At 69.9% G+C, this 17096-nt stretch carries 16 protein-coding genes; 10 read left to right on the top strand and 6 right to left on the bottom strand.

Going from position 1 to position 17096, the window contains the following annotated elements; translation table 11 throughout:
- The first annotated feature begins 238 nt into the window (after positions 1-238).
- The 3 genes from AB0F38_RS08215 (at position 239) to AB0F38_RS08205 (ending at position 3710) form a co-directional block, all read left to right on the top strand.
- Positions 239-1039, top strand: a complete 801-nt coding sequence (locus AB0F38_RS08215) for an alpha/beta hydrolase (RefSeq protein WP_361888519.1) — start codon at positions 239-241, stop codon at positions 1037-1039.
- Positions 1040-1071: 32 nt separating this feature from the next.
- The gene (locus AB0F38_RS08210) at positions 1072-2286 is read left to right on the top strand and encodes a SpoIIE family protein phosphatase (protein ID WP_361888903.1); all 1215 of its coding nucleotides are present in this window, start codon (positions 1072-1074) and stop codon (positions 2284-2286) included.
- Positions 2287-2918: 632 nt separating this feature from the next.
- Positions 2919-3710 (top strand): VOC family protein, encoded by a 792-nt coding sequence (locus AB0F38_RS08205; RefSeq protein ID WP_361888516.1) that lies wholly within the window; start codon positions 2919-2921, stop codon positions 3708-3710.
- A 135-nt stretch (positions 3711-3845) separates the two neighbouring features.
- On the opposite strand, the gene AB0F38_RS08200 is transcribed toward AB0F38_RS08205, so the two are convergent.
- From AB0F38_RS08200 to AB0F38_RS08190, 3 genes are all read right to left on the bottom strand, one after another.
- Positions 3846-4172, bottom strand: coding sequence for a plasmid stabilization protein (locus AB0F38_RS08200; RefSeq protein WP_361888513.1), 327 nt, complete (start codon positions 4170-4172; stop codon positions 3846-3848).
- Between the two features lie 148 nt (positions 4173-4320).
- Positions 4321-5838: a glycerol kinase GlpK gene (gene glpK / locus AB0F38_RS08195; RefSeq protein ID WP_361888510.1), complete on the bottom strand. Its 1518-nt coding sequence runs from the start codon at positions 5836-5838 to the stop codon at positions 4321-4323.
- A gap of 27 nt (positions 5839-5865) precedes the next feature.
- Positions 5866-6711 carry an MIP/aquaporin family protein gene (locus tag AB0F38_RS08190; protein WP_361888507.1) on the bottom strand — a complete coding sequence of 282 codons (846 nt, stop codon included), beginning with the start codon at positions 6709-6711 and terminating at the stop codon, positions 5866-5868.
- Positions 6712-7068: 357 nt separating this feature from the next.
- On the opposite strand from AB0F38_RS08190, the gene AB0F38_RS08185 reads away from it, so the two are divergent.
- Positions 7069-8067, top strand: a complete 999-nt coding sequence (locus AB0F38_RS08185; protein WP_361888504.1) for a dihydroxyacetone kinase subunit DhaK — start codon at positions 7069-7071, stop codon at positions 8065-8067.
- Positions 8068-8110: 43 nt separating this feature from the next.
- Positions 8111-8776 (top strand): dihydroxyacetone kinase subunit DhaL, encoded by a 666-nt coding sequence (gene dhaL / locus AB0F38_RS08180; protein ID WP_361888501.1) that lies wholly within the window; start codon positions 8111-8113, stop codon positions 8774-8776.
- Positions 8777-8879: 103 nt separating this feature from the next.
- On the opposite strand, the gene AB0F38_RS08175 is transcribed toward dhaL, so the two are convergent.
- Complete coding sequence (locus AB0F38_RS08175) at positions 8880-9560, bottom strand: HAD family phosphatase (protein ID WP_361888497.1); 681 nt, start codon at positions 9558-9560, stop codon at positions 8880-8882.
- 575 nt (positions 9561-10135) lie between these two features.
- Between AB0F38_RS08175 and AB0F38_RS08170 the strand changes: the two genes are divergently transcribed.
- Positions 10136-10771: a ScbR family autoregulator-binding transcription factor gene (locus AB0F38_RS08170; RefSeq protein WP_361888494.1), complete on the top strand. Its 636-nt coding sequence runs from the start codon at positions 10136-10138 to the stop codon at positions 10769-10771.
- A 230-nt stretch (positions 10772-11001) separates the two neighbouring features.
- Here AB0F38_RS08170 and AB0F38_RS08165 read toward each other — a convergent pair whose 3' ends face one another.
- A complete protein-coding gene (locus AB0F38_RS08165; RefSeq protein ID WP_361888491.1) occupies positions 11002-11892 on the bottom strand; it encodes a universal stress protein in 891 nt (296 codons plus the stop codon).
- 124 nt (positions 11893-12016) lie between these two features.
- On the bottom strand, positions 12017-12946 hold the full coding sequence (locus AB0F38_RS08160) for a universal stress protein (RefSeq protein WP_361888488.1): 930 nt from the start codon (positions 12944-12946) through the stop codon (positions 12017-12019).
- Between the two features lie 515 nt (positions 12947-13461).
- On the opposite strand from AB0F38_RS08160, the gene AB0F38_RS08155 reads away from it, so the two are divergent.
- The 4 genes from AB0F38_RS08155 (at position 13462) to AB0F38_RS08140 (ending at position 17011) form a co-directional block, all read left to right on the top strand.
- Positions 13462-13980, top strand: coding sequence for a hypothetical protein (locus AB0F38_RS08155; protein ID WP_361888486.1), 519 nt, complete (start codon positions 13462-13464; stop codon positions 13978-13980).
- Between the two features lie 83 nt (positions 13981-14063).
- Positions 14064-14906 (top strand): DUF4097 family beta strand repeat-containing protein, encoded by an 843-nt coding sequence (locus tag AB0F38_RS08150; protein ID WP_361888483.1) that lies wholly within the window; start codon positions 14064-14066, stop codon positions 14904-14906.
- A 129-nt stretch (positions 14907-15035) separates the two neighbouring features.
- Positions 15036-16064: an aminoglycoside phosphotransferase family protein gene (locus tag AB0F38_RS08145; RefSeq protein ID WP_361888474.1), complete on the top strand. Its 1029-nt coding sequence runs from the start codon at positions 15036-15038 to the stop codon at positions 16062-16064.
- A gap of 728 nt (positions 16065-16792) precedes the next feature.
- Complete coding sequence (locus AB0F38_RS08140; protein WP_361888472.1) at positions 16793-17011, top strand: MbtH family protein; 219 nt, start codon at positions 16793-16795, stop codon at positions 17009-17011.
- Positions 17012-17096 lie beyond the last annotated feature (85 nt).

Raw genomic sequence — 17096 nt, 5'->3', positions numbered from 1 at the left:
GCTGCCTGTCCGATGTCGGGATGCTGCGGGCCGGGCCGGCCGTGTTCGGCGCGGTGGCCTCCGGCTTGCCGTCTCCCGGCTCATCGACACTCTCGCCGTGGCTGGGCCGCGAGCCCTGACCGCGATCCGGTCGGCGCCCTTGCACCCCCGGAACGGTAACTCACCGTGATCAATTCTGGTGGGGTGCTGCTCTCTGGCAGAGTGGGCCGTCACGTGCCGGGAGTGTAAGGATATTCCTATGAATGTCCGTAGAAGGAACCGGGTATCGGTGACGGGTCGGGAGAGCGGCCCGGTGGTGATGCTGGCCCATGGTTTCGGATGCGATCAGAACTTGTGGCGTCTTGTCGCGCCTGCACTGGAGGAGCGCTTCCGGGTGGTCCTCTTCGATCATGTGGGATCAGGGCTGTCCGACGCGTCCGCCTGGAACCCCGAGCGGTACTCCACCCTGGACGGCTATGCGCAGGACGTGATCGAGATCTGCCGGGAGCTCGACCTCGGGCCCGTCGCCTTCGTCGGGCATTCGGTCAGTTCCATGATCGGTGTTCTTGCTGCCGTGCGGGAGCCCGGGCTTTTCGACAAGCTGGTCCTCCTCACCCCGTCTCCGTCGTACATCGATGACGGCGACTACCGGGGCGGATTCAGCGAGCAGGACATCGACGAACTGCTCGAGTCGCTGGACAGCAACTACCTGGGCTGGTCCGCGACAATGGCACCGGTGATCATGGGAAACCCGGAGCGTCCCGAGCTGGGCGAGGAGCTGACCAACAGCTTCTGTCGAACCGATCCGGAGATCGCCCGGGTCTTCGCGAGAGCGACGTTCCTGTCGGACAACCGGGCGGATCTCGCCAAGGTGACCGTTCCGACGCTCATTGCCGAGAGCGCCCGGGACACGATCGCCCCGCGCGAGGTGGGCGCTTTCGTCCACGCGCGGATCCCCGGCAGCGAACTGGTCACTCTGGACTCGACGGGCCACTGCCCCCAGCTGAGCGCCCCCGAGGAGACGGCCGAGGCGATCATCGCCTTCGTGCAGGGGCCGTGACGGTGTACCCGGGCAGTGAGGAGACCAACGGGTTGTGGGCGGCGGGGAACCGTGACCAGGAACAGCTGTCGTTCTCCGCACTGCTGGAGGACAGCGTGGAGGATCTGTACGAGAACGCGCCGTGCGGCTACCTCTCCACACTGATGGACGGCCGGATCGCCAAAGTCAACGGCACCCTGCTGAGGTGGCTCGGCTACCGTCGGGAGGAACTGGTCGGCCACAAGCACTTCTCCGACCTGCTGACCATCGGCGGCAGGCTGTATCACGAGACGCACTTCTCACCGCTGCTGCGGATGCAGGGCGAGGTCAGCGGCGTCGCCCTGGAGCTCAAAGCCGCGGACGGCAGCCGTCTGCCGGTCCTGGTCACCTCTGCCGTCAAGCAGGACAGCGACGGCGACCCTCTGCTGATCCGTACCACCCTCCTGGACGCCCGGGACAGGCGTACCTACGAGCGAGAACTCCTGCGCGCCCGGCAGGAGGCCGAGCACGAACGAGAACGCCTGCAACGCCTCGCCACGACCCTGCAGCGCACCCTGATCCCGCCGGTTCTCGAACCGGTTCCGGGCATGGAGGTCGCCGCGCACTACCACGTCGCATCCTCCGACGAGGTGGGCGGGGACTTCTACGATCTGTTCCCGCTGGCCGCGGGACGCTGGGGGTTCTTCATGGGGGACGTGCGCGGCAAGGGTGCGGACGCGGCCGTGGTGACGTCCCTGGCGCGGTACACCCTTCGAGCCGCAGCGGTGTCCGATCCGGTACCGGCCACCGTCCTGGCCAACCTCAACACTGCGCTCAACCAGCAGCCCCAGGAGGACGAACCACCTTTCTGCACCGTGATATTCGGCCTGCTCACGCCCAAGGGGAACGACACGGGATTCCATGTAGTCCTGGCCGGCGGCGGCCACCCCCCTGCCGTGCTGCTGGGTGCAGACGGCAGCGCCGAGTACGTGCCCACGCCAGGCGGCCAGCTGCTCGGGGTCGTACAGGAGGCGCGGTTCACCACAGCCGCCGTGGACCTGGGACCCGGTGACACTCTGCTTCTCTACACCGACGGTCTGACCGAGGCACGCACCCCGAACGCGGGTGAACGCCTCGGCGACGAAGCGCTCCTGAGCTTCGCGCGAGCCCTCGCGCCCACCTCGGCCCACCGTGCCGTCGAGGCTCTTACCACACTCCTGGACTCCTTCGGTGAGGGGCTCGACGATGACACCGCGCTCCTGGCGATGAGCGTGCCCCCGCCAGGGTGAGGGGGACCGGTCCGTGCCACTCCTTCGTCGGTCCGGGACTCCGACACCGCACAGCGGCCTTTCGCCGCCCTGAGGTTCATGACACAGGACAACAGCAGGGCGAACTTTGCCTGACCGTATTGCGGGGGCCGCTGCCGGACGCTCGACGCCGGTGATCAGATGTCCCGACCCGGAGCGTGAAGGCACTGGCGACCGGGGTGGGTCGCACACGTGAGGAAGTCGACTACCTGTGCGTGACCTCGTGGTGGGAGGCGGTGCGACAGCCGGACGCACTGTTGCCGGGCGCGGTGTGACAAGTTTTCTGTCATGGCTCCGCCGGCCTCGTCGAGCACCCCCTGGCCGGGGCGGCACCGAGACCAGGATGCGCGGATCAGCGTGTGCACTCGGCTCCGTGTGACACGCACTTCGTCGGCGCAGTCGGCCGAGACAGATCCGACGGCAGTGCGGGATCGGCTGTGAGCGTCGTCGCGCTGAGGTGCGCGACGGCGGGAACGAGGGCATCGTGGAATCCGGAGCCGGCCGCCCCGAACCCGCTGTCGGCTGTCCATCGGGCGGTGGGAGGGCGACATGCCCTCTGCCTGGTCTGCATGACCCGCCTCTGCCGTCGCTCGGTCCGGGCGAAGGAGCGTCGGATGTCGGCACTGGAGAGGATCACACCGGTGAGCGGGGCGCCCTGCTGGGTGAGCCTGGCGGCACGAGATCTGCGCACCGCTCAGTCGTTCTACGCCGCGGTCATGCACTGGGAATTTCGTGACAGCAGCCTCGGCAGTGGCTTCTCGGTCGCACTCGCGCACGGCAGTCCGGTTGCCGGAATCGGGCGTTGCCCGGGTGGTGACGGCCCCGCTGCCGTCTGGATCCCGTACTTCGCCGTGAGCAGCGCGGACGGGACGGCGGACAGAGTCAGGGAACGGGGCGCCACGCTCGCCGTGGGTCCGATCCCGTTGGGCGACGGGCGCGCGGGGGTCGCAGCCGACCGGGAGGGGGCCACGTTCGGTTTCTGGGAGGGGCCGACTCCGGCCTGGTCCGTGGGGGAGGGGGCGCCGGCTCGCCTGGACCTGCAGACCCGCCACGCCCTCGAGGCGGCCATCTTCTACGCCGAGGTCTTCGACTGGGCGCCCGGACCGTCCGGCGGCTGCACCGTCGACTACGCACAGGACCACGTGCTCGTCCAGGTCGGTGGGCGCACCGTGGCCACTCTGCGAGGCGGAGCCATTGACGCCGATCCGGACCCGTCGGCCCGGACGCGGTGGATCGTCGACTTCTTCGTGCCGGACAGCGAGCAGAGCGCGGCCGCCGCCGTCGCTCACGGCGGGGAAGCGATGCGCGTATTCTCGCCTGGCGGTTCCTCGGAGAGCCATTCCTCGGAGACCGCGTTCGTGATCTGTGACCCCGAGGGTGCTCTCTTCTCCGTCTCCGACCGATGACAGGTCTCTTCCGACGACGGACCGCCGAGTTCGAGCCGGAGATCGCCGCGCGCGGCGCGAACACGCCGGAAGGCCGCCCCCCCCCGGTCCGCGAGGAGAGAGGGCCTGCGGGCGGCGGGCGCGCGCTGAGGCTGCTCAGCGGCCGACGGCCCGGAGGAGCTGTTCCTTGTTCATCGTCGAGCGGCCCTCGATGTTCTTCTTCTTGGCCTCTTGGTACAGCTGATCCTTGGTGCGGCCCTGCGCACCCTTGTGCGAGCGCTCCCCGCCGCGCTGAGAGGCCGACTTGGGGTCGCGTGTCGACGTCTTGCTCGACGTCTTCGCCTCCCCTGAGCGGGCGCGCTCCTTGTTCACGGTGCGGGCGGCGATCTCCTTCGCGCGTTCCTCGGAGGTGCCGCGCTTCCGGGCACTCTCCTTGACGTGCTCGTACTGGCGCTCACGCTTGGGGCTCGATCCTGCCGGCATGGCGTTCTCCTCCTCGTTCCCTTCGGGGTGGGGCCCAGAAGTACTCGGGTGGGACGGCACGGGGACGCACTGCCGCCCGTCCTCCCGGGTTGCCGCTGGTGCACGTCGGAAACATGGCGTCCCCGACAGCTCGGGTGACCTCAGGCGGCTACGGGACGTTCACCCAGTCGAGTGTGCGTTCCACGGCCTTCTTCCAGCCCGCGTAGCCTTCCGCGCGCTTTTCGTCGGACCACTGGGGAGACCAACGTTCGGACTCCGCCCAGTGGGTGCGCAGTTCGTCGGTGTTCTGCCAGAAGCCTGTTGCGAGTCCTGCCGCGTAGGCGGCGCCGAGCGCGGTTGTCTCCGCGACGACGGGACGGCTGACGGGGACGCCGAGGACGTCGGCCTGGATCTGCATGCACAGGTCGTTGGCGGTGACACCGCCGTCGACCTTGAGCACGTCGAGGTGGACGCCGGAGTCCTGCTCCATGGCCTCGACCACGTCGCGGCTCTGGTAGCAGATGGCTTCCAGGGTCGCTCGTGCGAGGTGGGCGTTGTCGTTGTACCTGGCCAGGCCGACGATCGCCCCTCGGGCATCGGAGCGCCAGTAGGGGGCGAACAGACCCGAGAACGCGGGGACGAAGTACATGCCGCCGTTGTCCTCGACCGTACGGGCGAGCTCCTCGCTCTCGGCCGCGGTCTTGATGATCTTCATCTGGTCGCGCAGCCACTGGACTGCGGAGCCGGTCACCGCGATGGAGCCCTCCAGCGCGTAGACCACGGGGCTGTCGCCGAACTGATACGCCACGGTGGTGAGGAGGCCGTGCTGGGACCGGACCAGTTCCGTGCCGGTGTTCAGCACCAGGAAGTTGCCGGTGCCGTAGGTGTTCTTGGCCTCCCCCGGCGAGAAGCAGACCTGTCCGACGGTGGCCGCGTGCTGGTCGCCGAGGACTCCGCCGATGGGAATGGCGGCGCGCAGCGGCCGGGAGGTGCGTGTCACGCCGAAGGCTTCCGGATGCGACGAGGGGTTGATGGCGGGCAGCATCGCGCGGGGGATGTCGAAGAAGCCCAGGAGTTCCTCGTCCCAGTCGAGGGTCTCCAGGTTCATCAGCATGGTGCGGCTCGCGTTGGTCACGTCGGTGGCGTGGATGCCGCCGTCGGGCCCGCCGGTCAGGTTCCACAGGACCCAGGCGTCCGTGTTGCCGAAGAGGGCGTGGCCCTTCTCGGCTGCTTCCCGCACGCCGTCGACGTTCTCCAGGATCCACTGGATCTTGCCGGCGGAGAAGTAGGTCGCCGGCGGCAGCCCGGCCTTGCGACGGATGACGTCGCCACGGCCCGAGCGTTCGAGCTTCGCCGCGATGGCGTCGGTTCGGGTGTCCTGCCACACGATGGCGTTGTGGTAGGGCCGGCCGTTGCGCGGGTCCCAGACCACCGTGGTCTCGCGCTGGTTGGTGATTCCGATCGCCACCAGGTCGGAAGCCGACAGGCCGCCGTACCGGAGGGCGTTCTGCATCACCGAGTTGGTGCGCTCCCAGATCTCGACCGGGTCGTGCTCCACCCAGCCGGAGCGAGGAAGGATCTGAGCGTGCTCCAGTTGGTGCTTGGCGACCTCGTTGCCGCCATGGTCGAAGATCATGAATCTGGTGCTGGTGGTTCCTTGGTCCACCGCGCCGACGAAGTCCGCCATGATGTGTCACCTCTCCGGCCGGTGTTGTCAGTCGTTGGTTGCCGGGACGCGTCCCGGCGGCTCGGGTTCCGCGGTGGGCAGGAACCGGCCGACGAAGCCCTTGTACAGGCCGGCGCCGAGCAGACCGCCGAGGAGCGGGCCCAGGATGGGTACCCAGAAGTAGAGGTTTCCGTACTGGTCCCGCCACGCACCGCCGTACCCGGTGATGAAGCTCGCCAGCCGGGGGCCGAAGTCTCTGGCCGGGTTGATCGCGTAGCCCGCGTTGGCTCCCCAGGCCATTCCGATCGCCACCACGACCAGACCGATGATGAACGGGGCCAGGTTCGCACCAGGCGGCGTGTTCAGCGTGTCGGTGACGGCCATGATCAGCAGCAGCAGGATCGCGGTACCGATCACCTGGTCGCGGAACGCGCCCCATTCATGGACCGGTAGAGCGGGGTTGCCGTTGGCGGGGAGCGTGGAGAACACCGTCTGCGTCCTGACGGTGTGCCCGGGGTCGGCCTTGGCCAACGCCTCGCTGTAGTTCCAGCGGACGAGGAGGGCGGCCACGAACGCGCCGGCCGTTTGCGCGAGCGCGTACGGAGCCACCTTGCTCCACGGGAACCCCTTGAACGCGGCCAGTGAGACGGTCACCGCGGGATTGAGATGGGCGCCACTCAGCCTCGCCGCCACGTAGACACCTAGGGTGACACCGAGTCCCCAGGCCCAGGCGATGCTGTCGTGGTCTCCGAGACCGCCCGGCGGATCCGTCAACGCCCCGCCTGCCACCACCTGGGCCACCACACCGCATCCGAAGAGGATGAGGATCATCGTGCCCGCGAACTCGGCCGACAACTCGCCCAGCAATCCGGAACCCGCACGTCGCCCAGCCATGGAAGCTCGCCCTCCGCCGGCTGAAACCGGCTGTCGACTACCAGCAATACGAGCAGGTTAGGGTGCTTCGCGTAAGAGTGCATATCCGGGCAAACTCTCTCCATTGAAGACTTGATCACGCCGCCGACCCCCACAGGTGCCGGCCCGTCGGCCGACTTGGGCACCGGTCAGCTCTCCGAGCGGCCGGCGTTCCTCACGCCGAGCGGCCGGGCGTGGCCCGACCGGGCTGCGACACCGCACCACCCAGTCGATACGTTCCGCGAGTTGCCGCATGCGCTCGGTCACCTGCACCATGGAGGTCTCGCCCGGAGGCCGACTCGTCCGGCCTCGCGGCCGGGGACGGAAGGAGTGCGGCGTATGGCCAGGTACTTCGAGAACGGTGCCGGTGAACTCGTCCCCGACGCACTGGCCGGCTTCGCCCGCGCACACGCGGACCTGGTGGCGTACGACCCCGCGGACGGATTCCTCACCGCCCGGCACGCCGCGCCGGCACGGCGGGTGGGCCTCCTCTCGGGTGGCGGCTCGGGGCACGAACCCCTGCATGCCGGATACGTCGGCGCCGGCATGCTCGACGCCGCCTGCCCCGGGAGAGTCTTCGCCTCTCCGCACAACCGGCAGATCTTCCGTGCCTCCCGCGCGGTGGCAGGCCCGGAAGGCGTGCTGCACATCGTCAAGAACTACACGGGGGACCGGATCAACTTCGGTATCGCGGCCGAGCGGCTCGCCGACGCGGGAATCACCTGCGCGCGGGTTCTCGTCGACGACGATCTTGCCTCCGACTCCGAGGAGATCGCCGCCGGGCGCCGGGGCACGGGTGCCACGATGTTGGTGGAGAAGGTCCTGGGCGGTGCCGCGGACACCGGAATGGGACTCGACGGGCTGGTGGAACTCGGCACCGCCCTGGCAGGCCGGTGCCGGACGCTCGCCGCCGCGTCCGCCGCCCATAACGCACCGACCACCGGCGAGCCGGCGTTCGGGCTGCTGCCGGGAGAAGTGGAGTACGGCGTCGGAATCCACGGCGAACGCGCCGACCGCACCAGGAGCCAGGGGCAGGTGGGCGAACTGGTGGAGGACATGACGGGCGCTCTGCTGGACGCGCTCCGTCCAGGTCCCGACGATCCGGTCGTTGCGCTGGTCAACGGTCTGGGCTCGGTCACCTCGCTCGAGCTGTACGGCATATTCGGCGAACTGGCCCGGATTCTCGACACCCGGCGGGTGCGGCTCGCCCGGCACCTCGTCGGCGACTACGTCACGGCACTCGACATGCGGGGCTTCTCCCTGACCCTCATGATCGCCGACCGCGACACGTTGGACTTCTACGATGCACCGGTCCGCACCCCGGCGTTGCGATGGTGAGCGGCCGGCCGCCCCGGCCCCTGAGGAGCAGGAGGACGGCCCCATGACGACTGCCGCTCTGGACGGCATGCGGACCCGCGACTGGACGCGCCGCTTCGCCGAATCGGTGTACGCCACCGAGGCCGAACTCACCGCGCTCGACCAGCGTGCGGGAGACGGCGACTTCGGGACCAATCTCGCCGCCGGGGTGCGGGCTGCCGGGCTGCTGCTCGACCGGACGGATGAGTCGGCCGGGCCGGCGGAGGCTCTGGGCACCATGGCCACCGCCTTCCTCGACGAGATCGGTGGAACCAGCGGCCCTCTGTTCGGGCTGCTGTTCCAGGCGTTGAGCAGGGCCGCGGCAGATTCCGGACCGGGTCTGACGACGGCCGCACTCGCCGACGGCACGGCCCAGGGCCTGGCAGCCATCCGCCGCGTGGGTGATGCCTCGCCCGGGGACAAGACACTGGTCGACGCACTGGCTCCGGCCGCCGCCGCGTTGCGGGCGGCTGAGGGTGCGCCGCCCGCGACCGCCCTGGCCATGGCCGCGGACGGCGCTTGGCGGGGGGTGCGGGACACGGCGTCCCTGTCTGCGCGGATGGGAAGGGCGAGCTATCTCGGTGAACGGGCGACAGGCATTCCGGATCCCGGTGCGGTGGGCATCGCCCTGTTCTTCGCCTCCGCCGCCGGCACCGTGCACTCCCTGGGCCCCTACCTGGCCACCGGCTGACCAGCGCCCGCAGGACCTGCCTCCCCCGGCCCTGTCGCGCGGGGCGGACCGGCCGTGCGCACCCGGACCGGACCGGTCTGCGCCGCAGGGGCATCGGAGCGCTCTATGCGCCGATCCGGCTACGGGCCCACCACATCAGTTCACGGTCGGCGAGGCTCGCGACCCACAGATCGGCCCGCTCCGCGTCCGGACCCGGCGGGCAGGGCCCGAGGCCGATGACGCGGAGGCCCGCCCGGCGGGCCGAGTCCATGCCCGTGAACGAGTCCTCCACGGCCAGGGCTTCCTCGGGCGGAACATCGCAGAGACGGACGGCCATGCTGTAGACGTCGGGCTCCGGCTTCGGCCGTACACCCTCGCCGGCGACGACGACGTGGCTGAAGGAGCTGAGGAGCCCGGCCCGGTCGAGGCACGATTCCACCATCTCGCGAGGGCAGTTGCTCGCCACCGCGAGAGGGAGGTGGCGAGCGGCCAGCCGGACCAGAGCGGCGGCGCCCGGCATGGTGACGGGGTCCTGGTCGACCAGCGCGGTGAAGGTGGTGAGGAGTGTGTCGGCCAGGTCGTCCACGAGGTCCGGCTTCCCGGTCTCCTCGGCCATGAGCGCGCCGCACTCGGTGTAGTGGATGCCTTTGGCGCGGTCGGCGAACCCGGCCGGCGTCTTGAGGCCGAACACCCGGAAGGTGATGTTCCGGGCCTCCTGCCAGTGTCGTTCCGTGTCCATCAGGGTCCCGTCGCAGTCGAAGACGATGGCGGACGGGGACCACGAAAGGATGTTACGAGCTGTCATGTAACTGCCGTTCTCGGAGGCTGCGCCGGCCGGTTCGGTGCACGGATGCACGGGTGCGGGTGGGTGCAGGTGGGTGCCGGCAAGTGGTTGATCCACTCGCGGAAATGAGAGAGACGAACGATTTCGCACGACTGCCAGGACTGTGCGCCCCTTGCTGAGAGCGCCGTGACGGACGTGGATCACCGTTTTCGGCTCAAGCCGAAAACATCGTGGCGGTTACGTTATTTCGGCTTCTCCGATTTCCGCAATCACCAATTCGAGTGGATGGAAAAGCCGCGGCTGCGGGCGGCCGGGGCTCGCGCACGGAGCGGAGCTGGAGAGCGGGGCGCCCGGGAAGCAGTCAACAGGCCTGGTGGGAAGCGTTTCCGGTCCGTCGCAGTGTTGTTCGGGGCGTGGATATGACGCTCACACGAAACGATTCTTCACGACGGGGCGACAGATTGTGTGAACCGTCGCCCGTACGTGCAAGGGTGACGAATAATAAGATCTTCGCGCGATGCGATTGCGCCTTCCGCCGGGAGGGCCTGGATTCTCCCGTCGTGGCGTTAGCACGTTTGAGCGAAGGTGGAACTGAAGTGCAGAACAGGGCCCGTGCAACCCGCAAAATGCTGCTGGAATCAGCAGCACATCTATTTGTCGAACGTGGATATGCGGGAACGAGTGTCAAGGACATAAGCGATCACTCGGGAAAGACCAGCGGGGCTATCTATTTTCATTACTCCAGCAAGGAGAAACTGGCACTGGCCGTGGTCCGGGAGCAGTTCGCCACCTGGCCGCAGCTCGTAGCCTCCTACGCCGCGCCCGGCATCCCCCCGCTCGAGAAGCTGGTCGTCCTCAGCTTCGGTGTCGCACGCTCCCTCAGTGAGGACGTCGTGGCGCGCGCGGGCGCTCGACTGTGGGCGGAACGCCGCGGTATCGAGGCAGTCGTACCCACGCCGTTCGATGCCTGGGCCCTGGCCGCCACCCGGCTTCTCGCCCAGGCCCGAGTGAGGGGTGAACTCGCGTCAGGAGTGGAGCCGTCGGCTGCGGCGGGGACGCTCGTGTGCGCGTTCTACGGGCTGTGCACGCTGACCGACGACCCGCCGGGCGGGCGGGACTGGAGGGAGCGGCTGGACCAGTGGTGGCTGCTGGTGCTGAAGTCGCTGCAGGCGGAGCCGGAGCCGGCCGCTCTGCTCGCCCGGGCCCGGGCGCGGATTCCCGCGCGGCCGTAGGTCCCGGCCCCGTGCCGTACCTGACGGGCCCGCCTGGTCCGGGCCGAGAGCTGCGCCCGAGGCCTCTCCCAGCCGTTGCCGTGCTGCCTGCGCGGGCCGGCGGAAGCGACGGTGGTCCGCTCGGAGGTGTCGGGATCCGCCACTTCGGCAGCGTCACCCGCAGATCAGTTTCCACGAGCGCGATGGTTGTGCGCCCGTACCGGTGGCGCGATGTGCGGCTCGGAGGCAGGTCATCCTCGGTCGGCGAGCGGCGTGAGGAGTACAGGGCAGTGCGCATGGTGCAGGACCGCGTGAGTGACGTGCCCCAGTGGAGCACCGATGGGGGAGGACCGCCGACGGGAACCGATGACCACGGCATCGGCATCGGCGGTCGCCGCCACCAGCACGGCCGCTGCCGACGCGGCACGAACGACATCGTGGATCACCCGCAGACCGGGGCGCTCCGCCCGCAGTTCGGCGACGAGGCGTGAGGCCTCCGCGGCCTCCGCCGCCGCGAGATCGGCCGGATCGCCGAACATCGTCGCCATACTGCCGACGTTCTCGAGGAAGATCCAGGCACTGAACACGCGCAGCGCGGCGCCGCGGCGCACCGCCATGTCGGCGGCGAGGCGTACCGGCTCCCGGTCCCGCTCGTCCCGTGCGGCCACCAGAACGACCTCGGCCGGCCTGCTGCGCTCGTGTCTGGGCACGACGACGACCGGCACATGGGCGCGGGCCGCCACCCGCAGGGCGTCGGACCCCACCAGCAAGGCCAGGAACCCTCCGTGTCCCCGTGTGCCCACGACGACCGTGCCGTCCTGGCCGGCCTCGCCGAGCAGGCAGGCCGAAGTCTCGTACGGGCACGCCGTCGTCGAGACCGTGACGCCGGGAGCGGTCTCCCTCGCCAGTCCTGCCGCTTCGGCCAGCACCTGGGCTGCGCGGTCGTCGGCCTGCTGAACCCCGCGGGCGGTGAGGTGCGGATGTCCCGAGCCGGTCCTGGTGGCATGCACGATGCTGAGAGGTCTGCTCCTGGACCGAGCCTCCGATGCCGCCCAGCGCACTGCCCGGTGGGCGTCCTGCGTACCATCGGTGCCGACGATCACCGGTCCGTCCAGAGTCGGACTCCGTCGATTGGTCTGCATGGTCCCTCCTGGACTTGTGCGGGAGCGACGCCCCCGGTCGGCATCCGCGGGCGGACGGCCGCGGGGTTCGCAGCCGGGTGCGTGGGCCGCTTCTCGCGCCGTGGCCCTGACCTGCGGACGTCAATCAGTCACCGCCATCTCCGAGCCCCTCCTCGGTGACTCCTCTCTCGTCCCGCGGGTACGGCACGATCTGCACCGGGCAGTGGGAATGGTGCAACAGCGCGTGCGCGACGTGGCCGAGCCCCAGAACGGAGACACTCCGCCGCTCATGGCTTCCCATGACCAGGAGATTCGCCTCCCGGCTCGCCTCGACGAGCGCGGACGCCGCGGACCGGGCCGTCACCACCTCGGTCTGCACGGTGAGCCCGGGATTGCCTTCGCGGACGCGGGACGCCAGGTCCGCGAGCAGCCGTTCGCCGGAAGCCGCGAACTGTGCGGCGTCGTCGGGCGAGGCCGGACGGCTGCCGAACCGGGTGAGCAGGTTCCGGACGTTCAGCAGACGCAGGGGACATCTGCGGACCTGAGCCTCCTGGGCGGCTCGGACCACCCATACGGCGTCCCGCTCGTCCCGCACCGCTGCTGTGACCGGCGAGCCTTCCCTCTCCGCGGACTCACCACGCACCACCACGACGGGCGCGGGACTGCCGACGACCGCTCCGAGACCGACCGATCCGAGCAGGAGCGGTCCGAACCCCCCGCTGCCCCTGCCGCCCACGACGATGATGTCCTGCGGCCGGGAAGCCGCGTGAAGCGCGGGGACCGGGCTCCTGCGGCTCAGCTCGAGTGTGAGGTCCAGGCCGGGGAACCGGTGCCGTACCTCCTGCGCGGCCTCTGTCAGCACGGTGTCGCCGTTGTCCCGGACGTGCTCGGACGTCTCGAACGAAGCGAACCGGTCCAGTCGGTCCAGGTCTGCCGCGTGTACGAGATACAGGCCGTGGCGATGCCGGGCGGCCTCGGCCGCACCCCAGAGTGCGGCGGCCCTGGCGTGCTCCGATCCGTCCACGCCTACGATCGTCCTCGAGCTCTCGGTGGCACTGGACGTGTCGGTACGCATCGCTGCTCCTCGTGCCGTCCGTCGTGTCCGCACCTTCATGCTGGCACTGTCCGACGCTGTACGGCCACCGCCGGGAAGGTCCTGGGGGACCGAGAGGCCCTGCCCGGGCGAAACGTTCCGGGCCGAACGCGCTGTTTCGGCACGTCACCCGTTTTTGTCTCGTCCTGCCCGGGACAGGATCGAGCGCGGACTCATGGGTAGGCCACCGATCCTTCCCGCCCACCGGGACGTCGTGCTTCGGTACGAAGCCGAGGATCCCGGTGCTCCGTGAAGGGCCTCGGCCGGCCGTCGATGAGGACGCCGGCCCTGCGACCTCGCTGGACGACCAGCGGCGCGCCGTGGTGCCACCCCGCGCCATTCCCTTCCCGCTCAGCGTGTGAGCGTGCATGGTGCCATATCCTGCCCTGGCAGGCGCAGGGTGTCTGCCCAGTTCAGAGCTGTTGTCACAGGTGCCGGCCCAGAGGCGTCACGGTCGGCGCTTGCCAGGGGGGCCAATGTGGTGCCATGATGGCGTCATGGACCTCACGCCGTATATCGACACCCTCCGCCGCGAACTCGCGGTGGCCGCCGAAGCCGGCGGCGACGAAGCCCGCGAGCTCGCTGAGAGGCTCACCGCTCCGCTGGAGTCGGCGACCCGGCTGGCCATGCTCAACGTGCTCTCCGCCGCGACGGACGAGATCACCCGCGAACTCGCCCCCGGCTCGGTCGACGTACGGCTGCGTGGGCTCGACCCCGACTTCGTGGTGACACCGCCGCCCACCGACGGTGGCGCCACCGCAGAGCCGGACGGGCCCGTCGAACCCCTCAGGACGCCGGCCCCGGCCGACGGCGACGAGGGTGGTACCGCCCGCGTCAACCTGCGCCTGCCGGCCCACCTCAAGGTCCGCGCCGAGGAGGCCGCGGCCCGCGAGGGCCTGTCGGTCAACGCGTGGCTGGTGCGCGCCGTGTCGGGCGCGGTCGAAGGCGGCACCCGGCCGCGTACGACGGAGAAGACCCGGACCGTCGGACAGAGCTTCACGGGCTGGGTGCGCTAGCCGCGCCCCGGCCCGGACCACTTCACCCCACACCGCGTCCGACCGGCGCGGACGACCCGCAGACCCAAAAGGACGGGACAGCCATGCCTTCTTTCGACACTCCCGAACCGATCTCGGCCACGGCGCATGTGGAGGCCGGTTCCATCCAGTTCACCGCGGGCGACCGCCTCGACACCGTCGTCGAGGTGCGGCCCCGAGACCCGAAGAAGGACCAGGACGTACGGGCGGCCGACCAGACCGAGGTCGCGTGCGCGAGTGGCGTGCTGACCGTCAGGACGCCCAAGCCCAATCTGTTCGGCCGCACCGGCACCGTCGACGTGACGGTCGAACTGCCCACGGGATCGCGCATCGACATGACCGGCGCCTGGGCCCATGTGCTCGGTGAGGGCCGGCTCGGCGAGGTCCGCGTGAAGACCTCGTCCGGCGACGTCCGCCTCGACACGACCGGCCCGCTGAAGCTGACCGCGTCGCACGGCTCCATCACCGTGGACCGGGTCGAGGGCGCGGCCGAGATCACCACCAGCTCCGGCAGCCTGCGCGTCGGCCTCGTCGACGGTCCCGCCGTTCTGAAGAACTCGCACGGCACCACGACGGTCGGCGCCGCGACCGGGGAGCTCCGGGTGAGCGGCGCCAACGGCGACGTCGAGATCCGGCGCGCCGAGGACTCGGTCACCGCCACCACCGCCTACGGCACCCTGCGCGTGTACGAAGTGGCCCGCGGCACCGTCCAGCTGGAGACCAACTACGGCGCCATCGAGGTCGGCGTGCGCGAGGGCACGGCCGCCTGGCTCGACGTCAGCTCGGGCTCCGGCCAGGTGCGCAACACGCTCACCGCGTCCGAGACCCCCGGGGAGTCCGAGGACGCCGTCAAGGTCCGCGCCCGCACCCGGCACGGCAACATCGACGTCCGCCGCGCAAAGGCCTGAGCGCTGCTCGGGGCCTTGCGCGTGCCGCCCCTCCCCGACAGCCTCATCGATGTCGCCTCGCGGAGGACGTGGCACCGCAGGCGCGGACGTCGCCGCCTCCGGTCGGAAGGGTGGAAGGAGATGAGGCCCATGTGGTCGCGACTGCCGTTCGGGGAGGGGTTACGGGCCGAACTGGGGTCACCCAGGCGGTCTCGCAGACTGGGCAGCAGCCCTCGCTCGCGCGTGTGGCGCGTCGAGTTGCCTGAGGCGAGGGTGGTGGTGAAGCAGATCGTCGACGGCCCTGATGCCGACGAGCGATACGCTCGCGAGGTGGCCGCCCTGCGGCTCGCCGCCCGAGCCGAGACTCCTGTCGTGCCCGCGTTGCTTGCCACCGACCCCGGCGAGCGGGTCATGGTGCTGGAGCATCTCGCTCACCGACGCCCGGCCGACGACTGGATCGTCGGCTACGCGGCCGCGCTGGCACGGCTGCACGCCACCGCCCGTCCGGCGGACGCAGGCGTGCTGCCCCGGTGGAGGGGGCCGGACCAGGCCGATGCCGAGTCCTTCCTGCGGCTGGCCGGGGCTCTGGGGGTTTCTGTCCCGTCCGGTGTGTCCGGCGAGCTCACCGACCTCGTGCACCGGCTCGACCAGGCACCGGGGCATGCCCTTCTCCACGGGGATCCCTGTCCCGGTAACGACCTCCACACCCCCGCGGGAGTCAGATTCATCGATTTCGAGCAGGCGTCGCTGGGCAGCGGCTTGATGGAGCTCGCCTACCTGCGCATCGGGTTCCCTACCTGCTGGTGCGTCACTTCAGCGCCGGAGTCGCTGCTCGCCCGGGCGGAGCGCGCGTACGGCGAGGAGTGGCGCACCAGGACCGGGTCCGCCATGCAAGAGGGTCTCGCTGACGCGTGCGCGGGCTGGCTGATCCGCGGCGACGCGCTGGTCGAGCGTGCACACCGCGAACGGGCTGATCGTCTGGCCCGGATTCCGGACCGGGACTGGACCTGGGGCACCGCGACCGCCCGGCAACGGCTCGTCCACCGGCTCGGGGTCGTCAGCCGGATGGCGGCCGGCCGGACTTCTCTCGGCGGTATGAGCGACCTCAGCGGCGCGATGCGTCGACGCATGATCGTTCGCTGGCCCGCGCTACGGCCCGTCCCCGCGAAGCGGCCGTAGCGGCCGGCCGGTACCCGGTTCCTGTTCGCCGACGAGTTCGCCGGGGCGCCGGCCGTGGTTCGCGGCCCGGCTCCCGGGCGAACGTGCGGGCACCGTCAGCCCCGGTACGCGGCCGTGCGATCGGGCCTGCCCGCCGGGCGCCCCGGGGTTGATGAGGCAGTGCCGTCATGCGCTGCCCGGGGGGTGGAGCGCCGTCGACCGCCCGGCCTCGCGGGGGCCAAGGTCACCGTCTCCATCTGGCGCAGGTGCCTGCTCGGTGGGGCGCGTGCCCGGCGCATGGGAGCGCGTTGCAATCTTCGTGTGACACAGAGTCTGCGGGCGTACGCCCGGCGGCTATCCGGAATTGCGTGGGTCGTATTCGTTCATATGCGAACAATGGGGACACGGGGTGGCTGGATATTTTATGTAGAGGAGAGGGCGGCATATGTCTCGTGCGCACCTGTTCCCTTTTTGTTCGATTGAGTGTTCCTGGGTAATGGGCTGAAATTGCATCGTCGGCCGCCGAAGGTCCTCTAGTGTGATTGGTGTGAACGGGGAAGCCGGGAAGTCCGGCTCGGAGCCCCGGCTACCGCCGGTATCCGGAGGCGTAACGTATCTCCGCTCCGTGTGGCCGAGATTGCACCGCGAGGGGGCTCGGCGGTGTGGCTGTGGAAGATGACGGGCGCAGCATGCCTGGAAACACATGACGAACATGCCATGGGAAAAGTGAGAGCAAGTGGGGGACGGTCGTGACCAATCCTTTCGATGACGAGTCGGGACGGTTCGTGGTGCTGGTGAACGGCGAGGGTCAGTACTCGCTATGGCCTGCGCATATCGATATCCCGGGTGGCTGGCGCGTGGAGGGGCCGGAAGGATCGCGTCAGGAATGTCTGGACGCGGTCGAAAGGGCCTGGACCGATATGAGGCCCGCCGCTCTGGTGCGGGCGATGGAGGCCGACGCCGGATAGGGCGGCGCCCGGGCCGTCGAGGGTGTAGCCGCAGGCCGGGCAGTGTTCCGGCACCTCCCTCTGGTCGAACTCGCTCCCGTTCGGG

It is taken from the genome of Streptomyces sp. NPDC025273 (genome assembly GCF_040638585.1).
GTDB classification, from domain to species: Bacteria; Actinomycetota; Actinomycetes; order Streptomycetales; family Streptomycetaceae; genus Streptomyces; species Streptomyces cinereorectus.
This window is presented reverse-complemented; position numbering and strand designations above follow the sequence as displayed.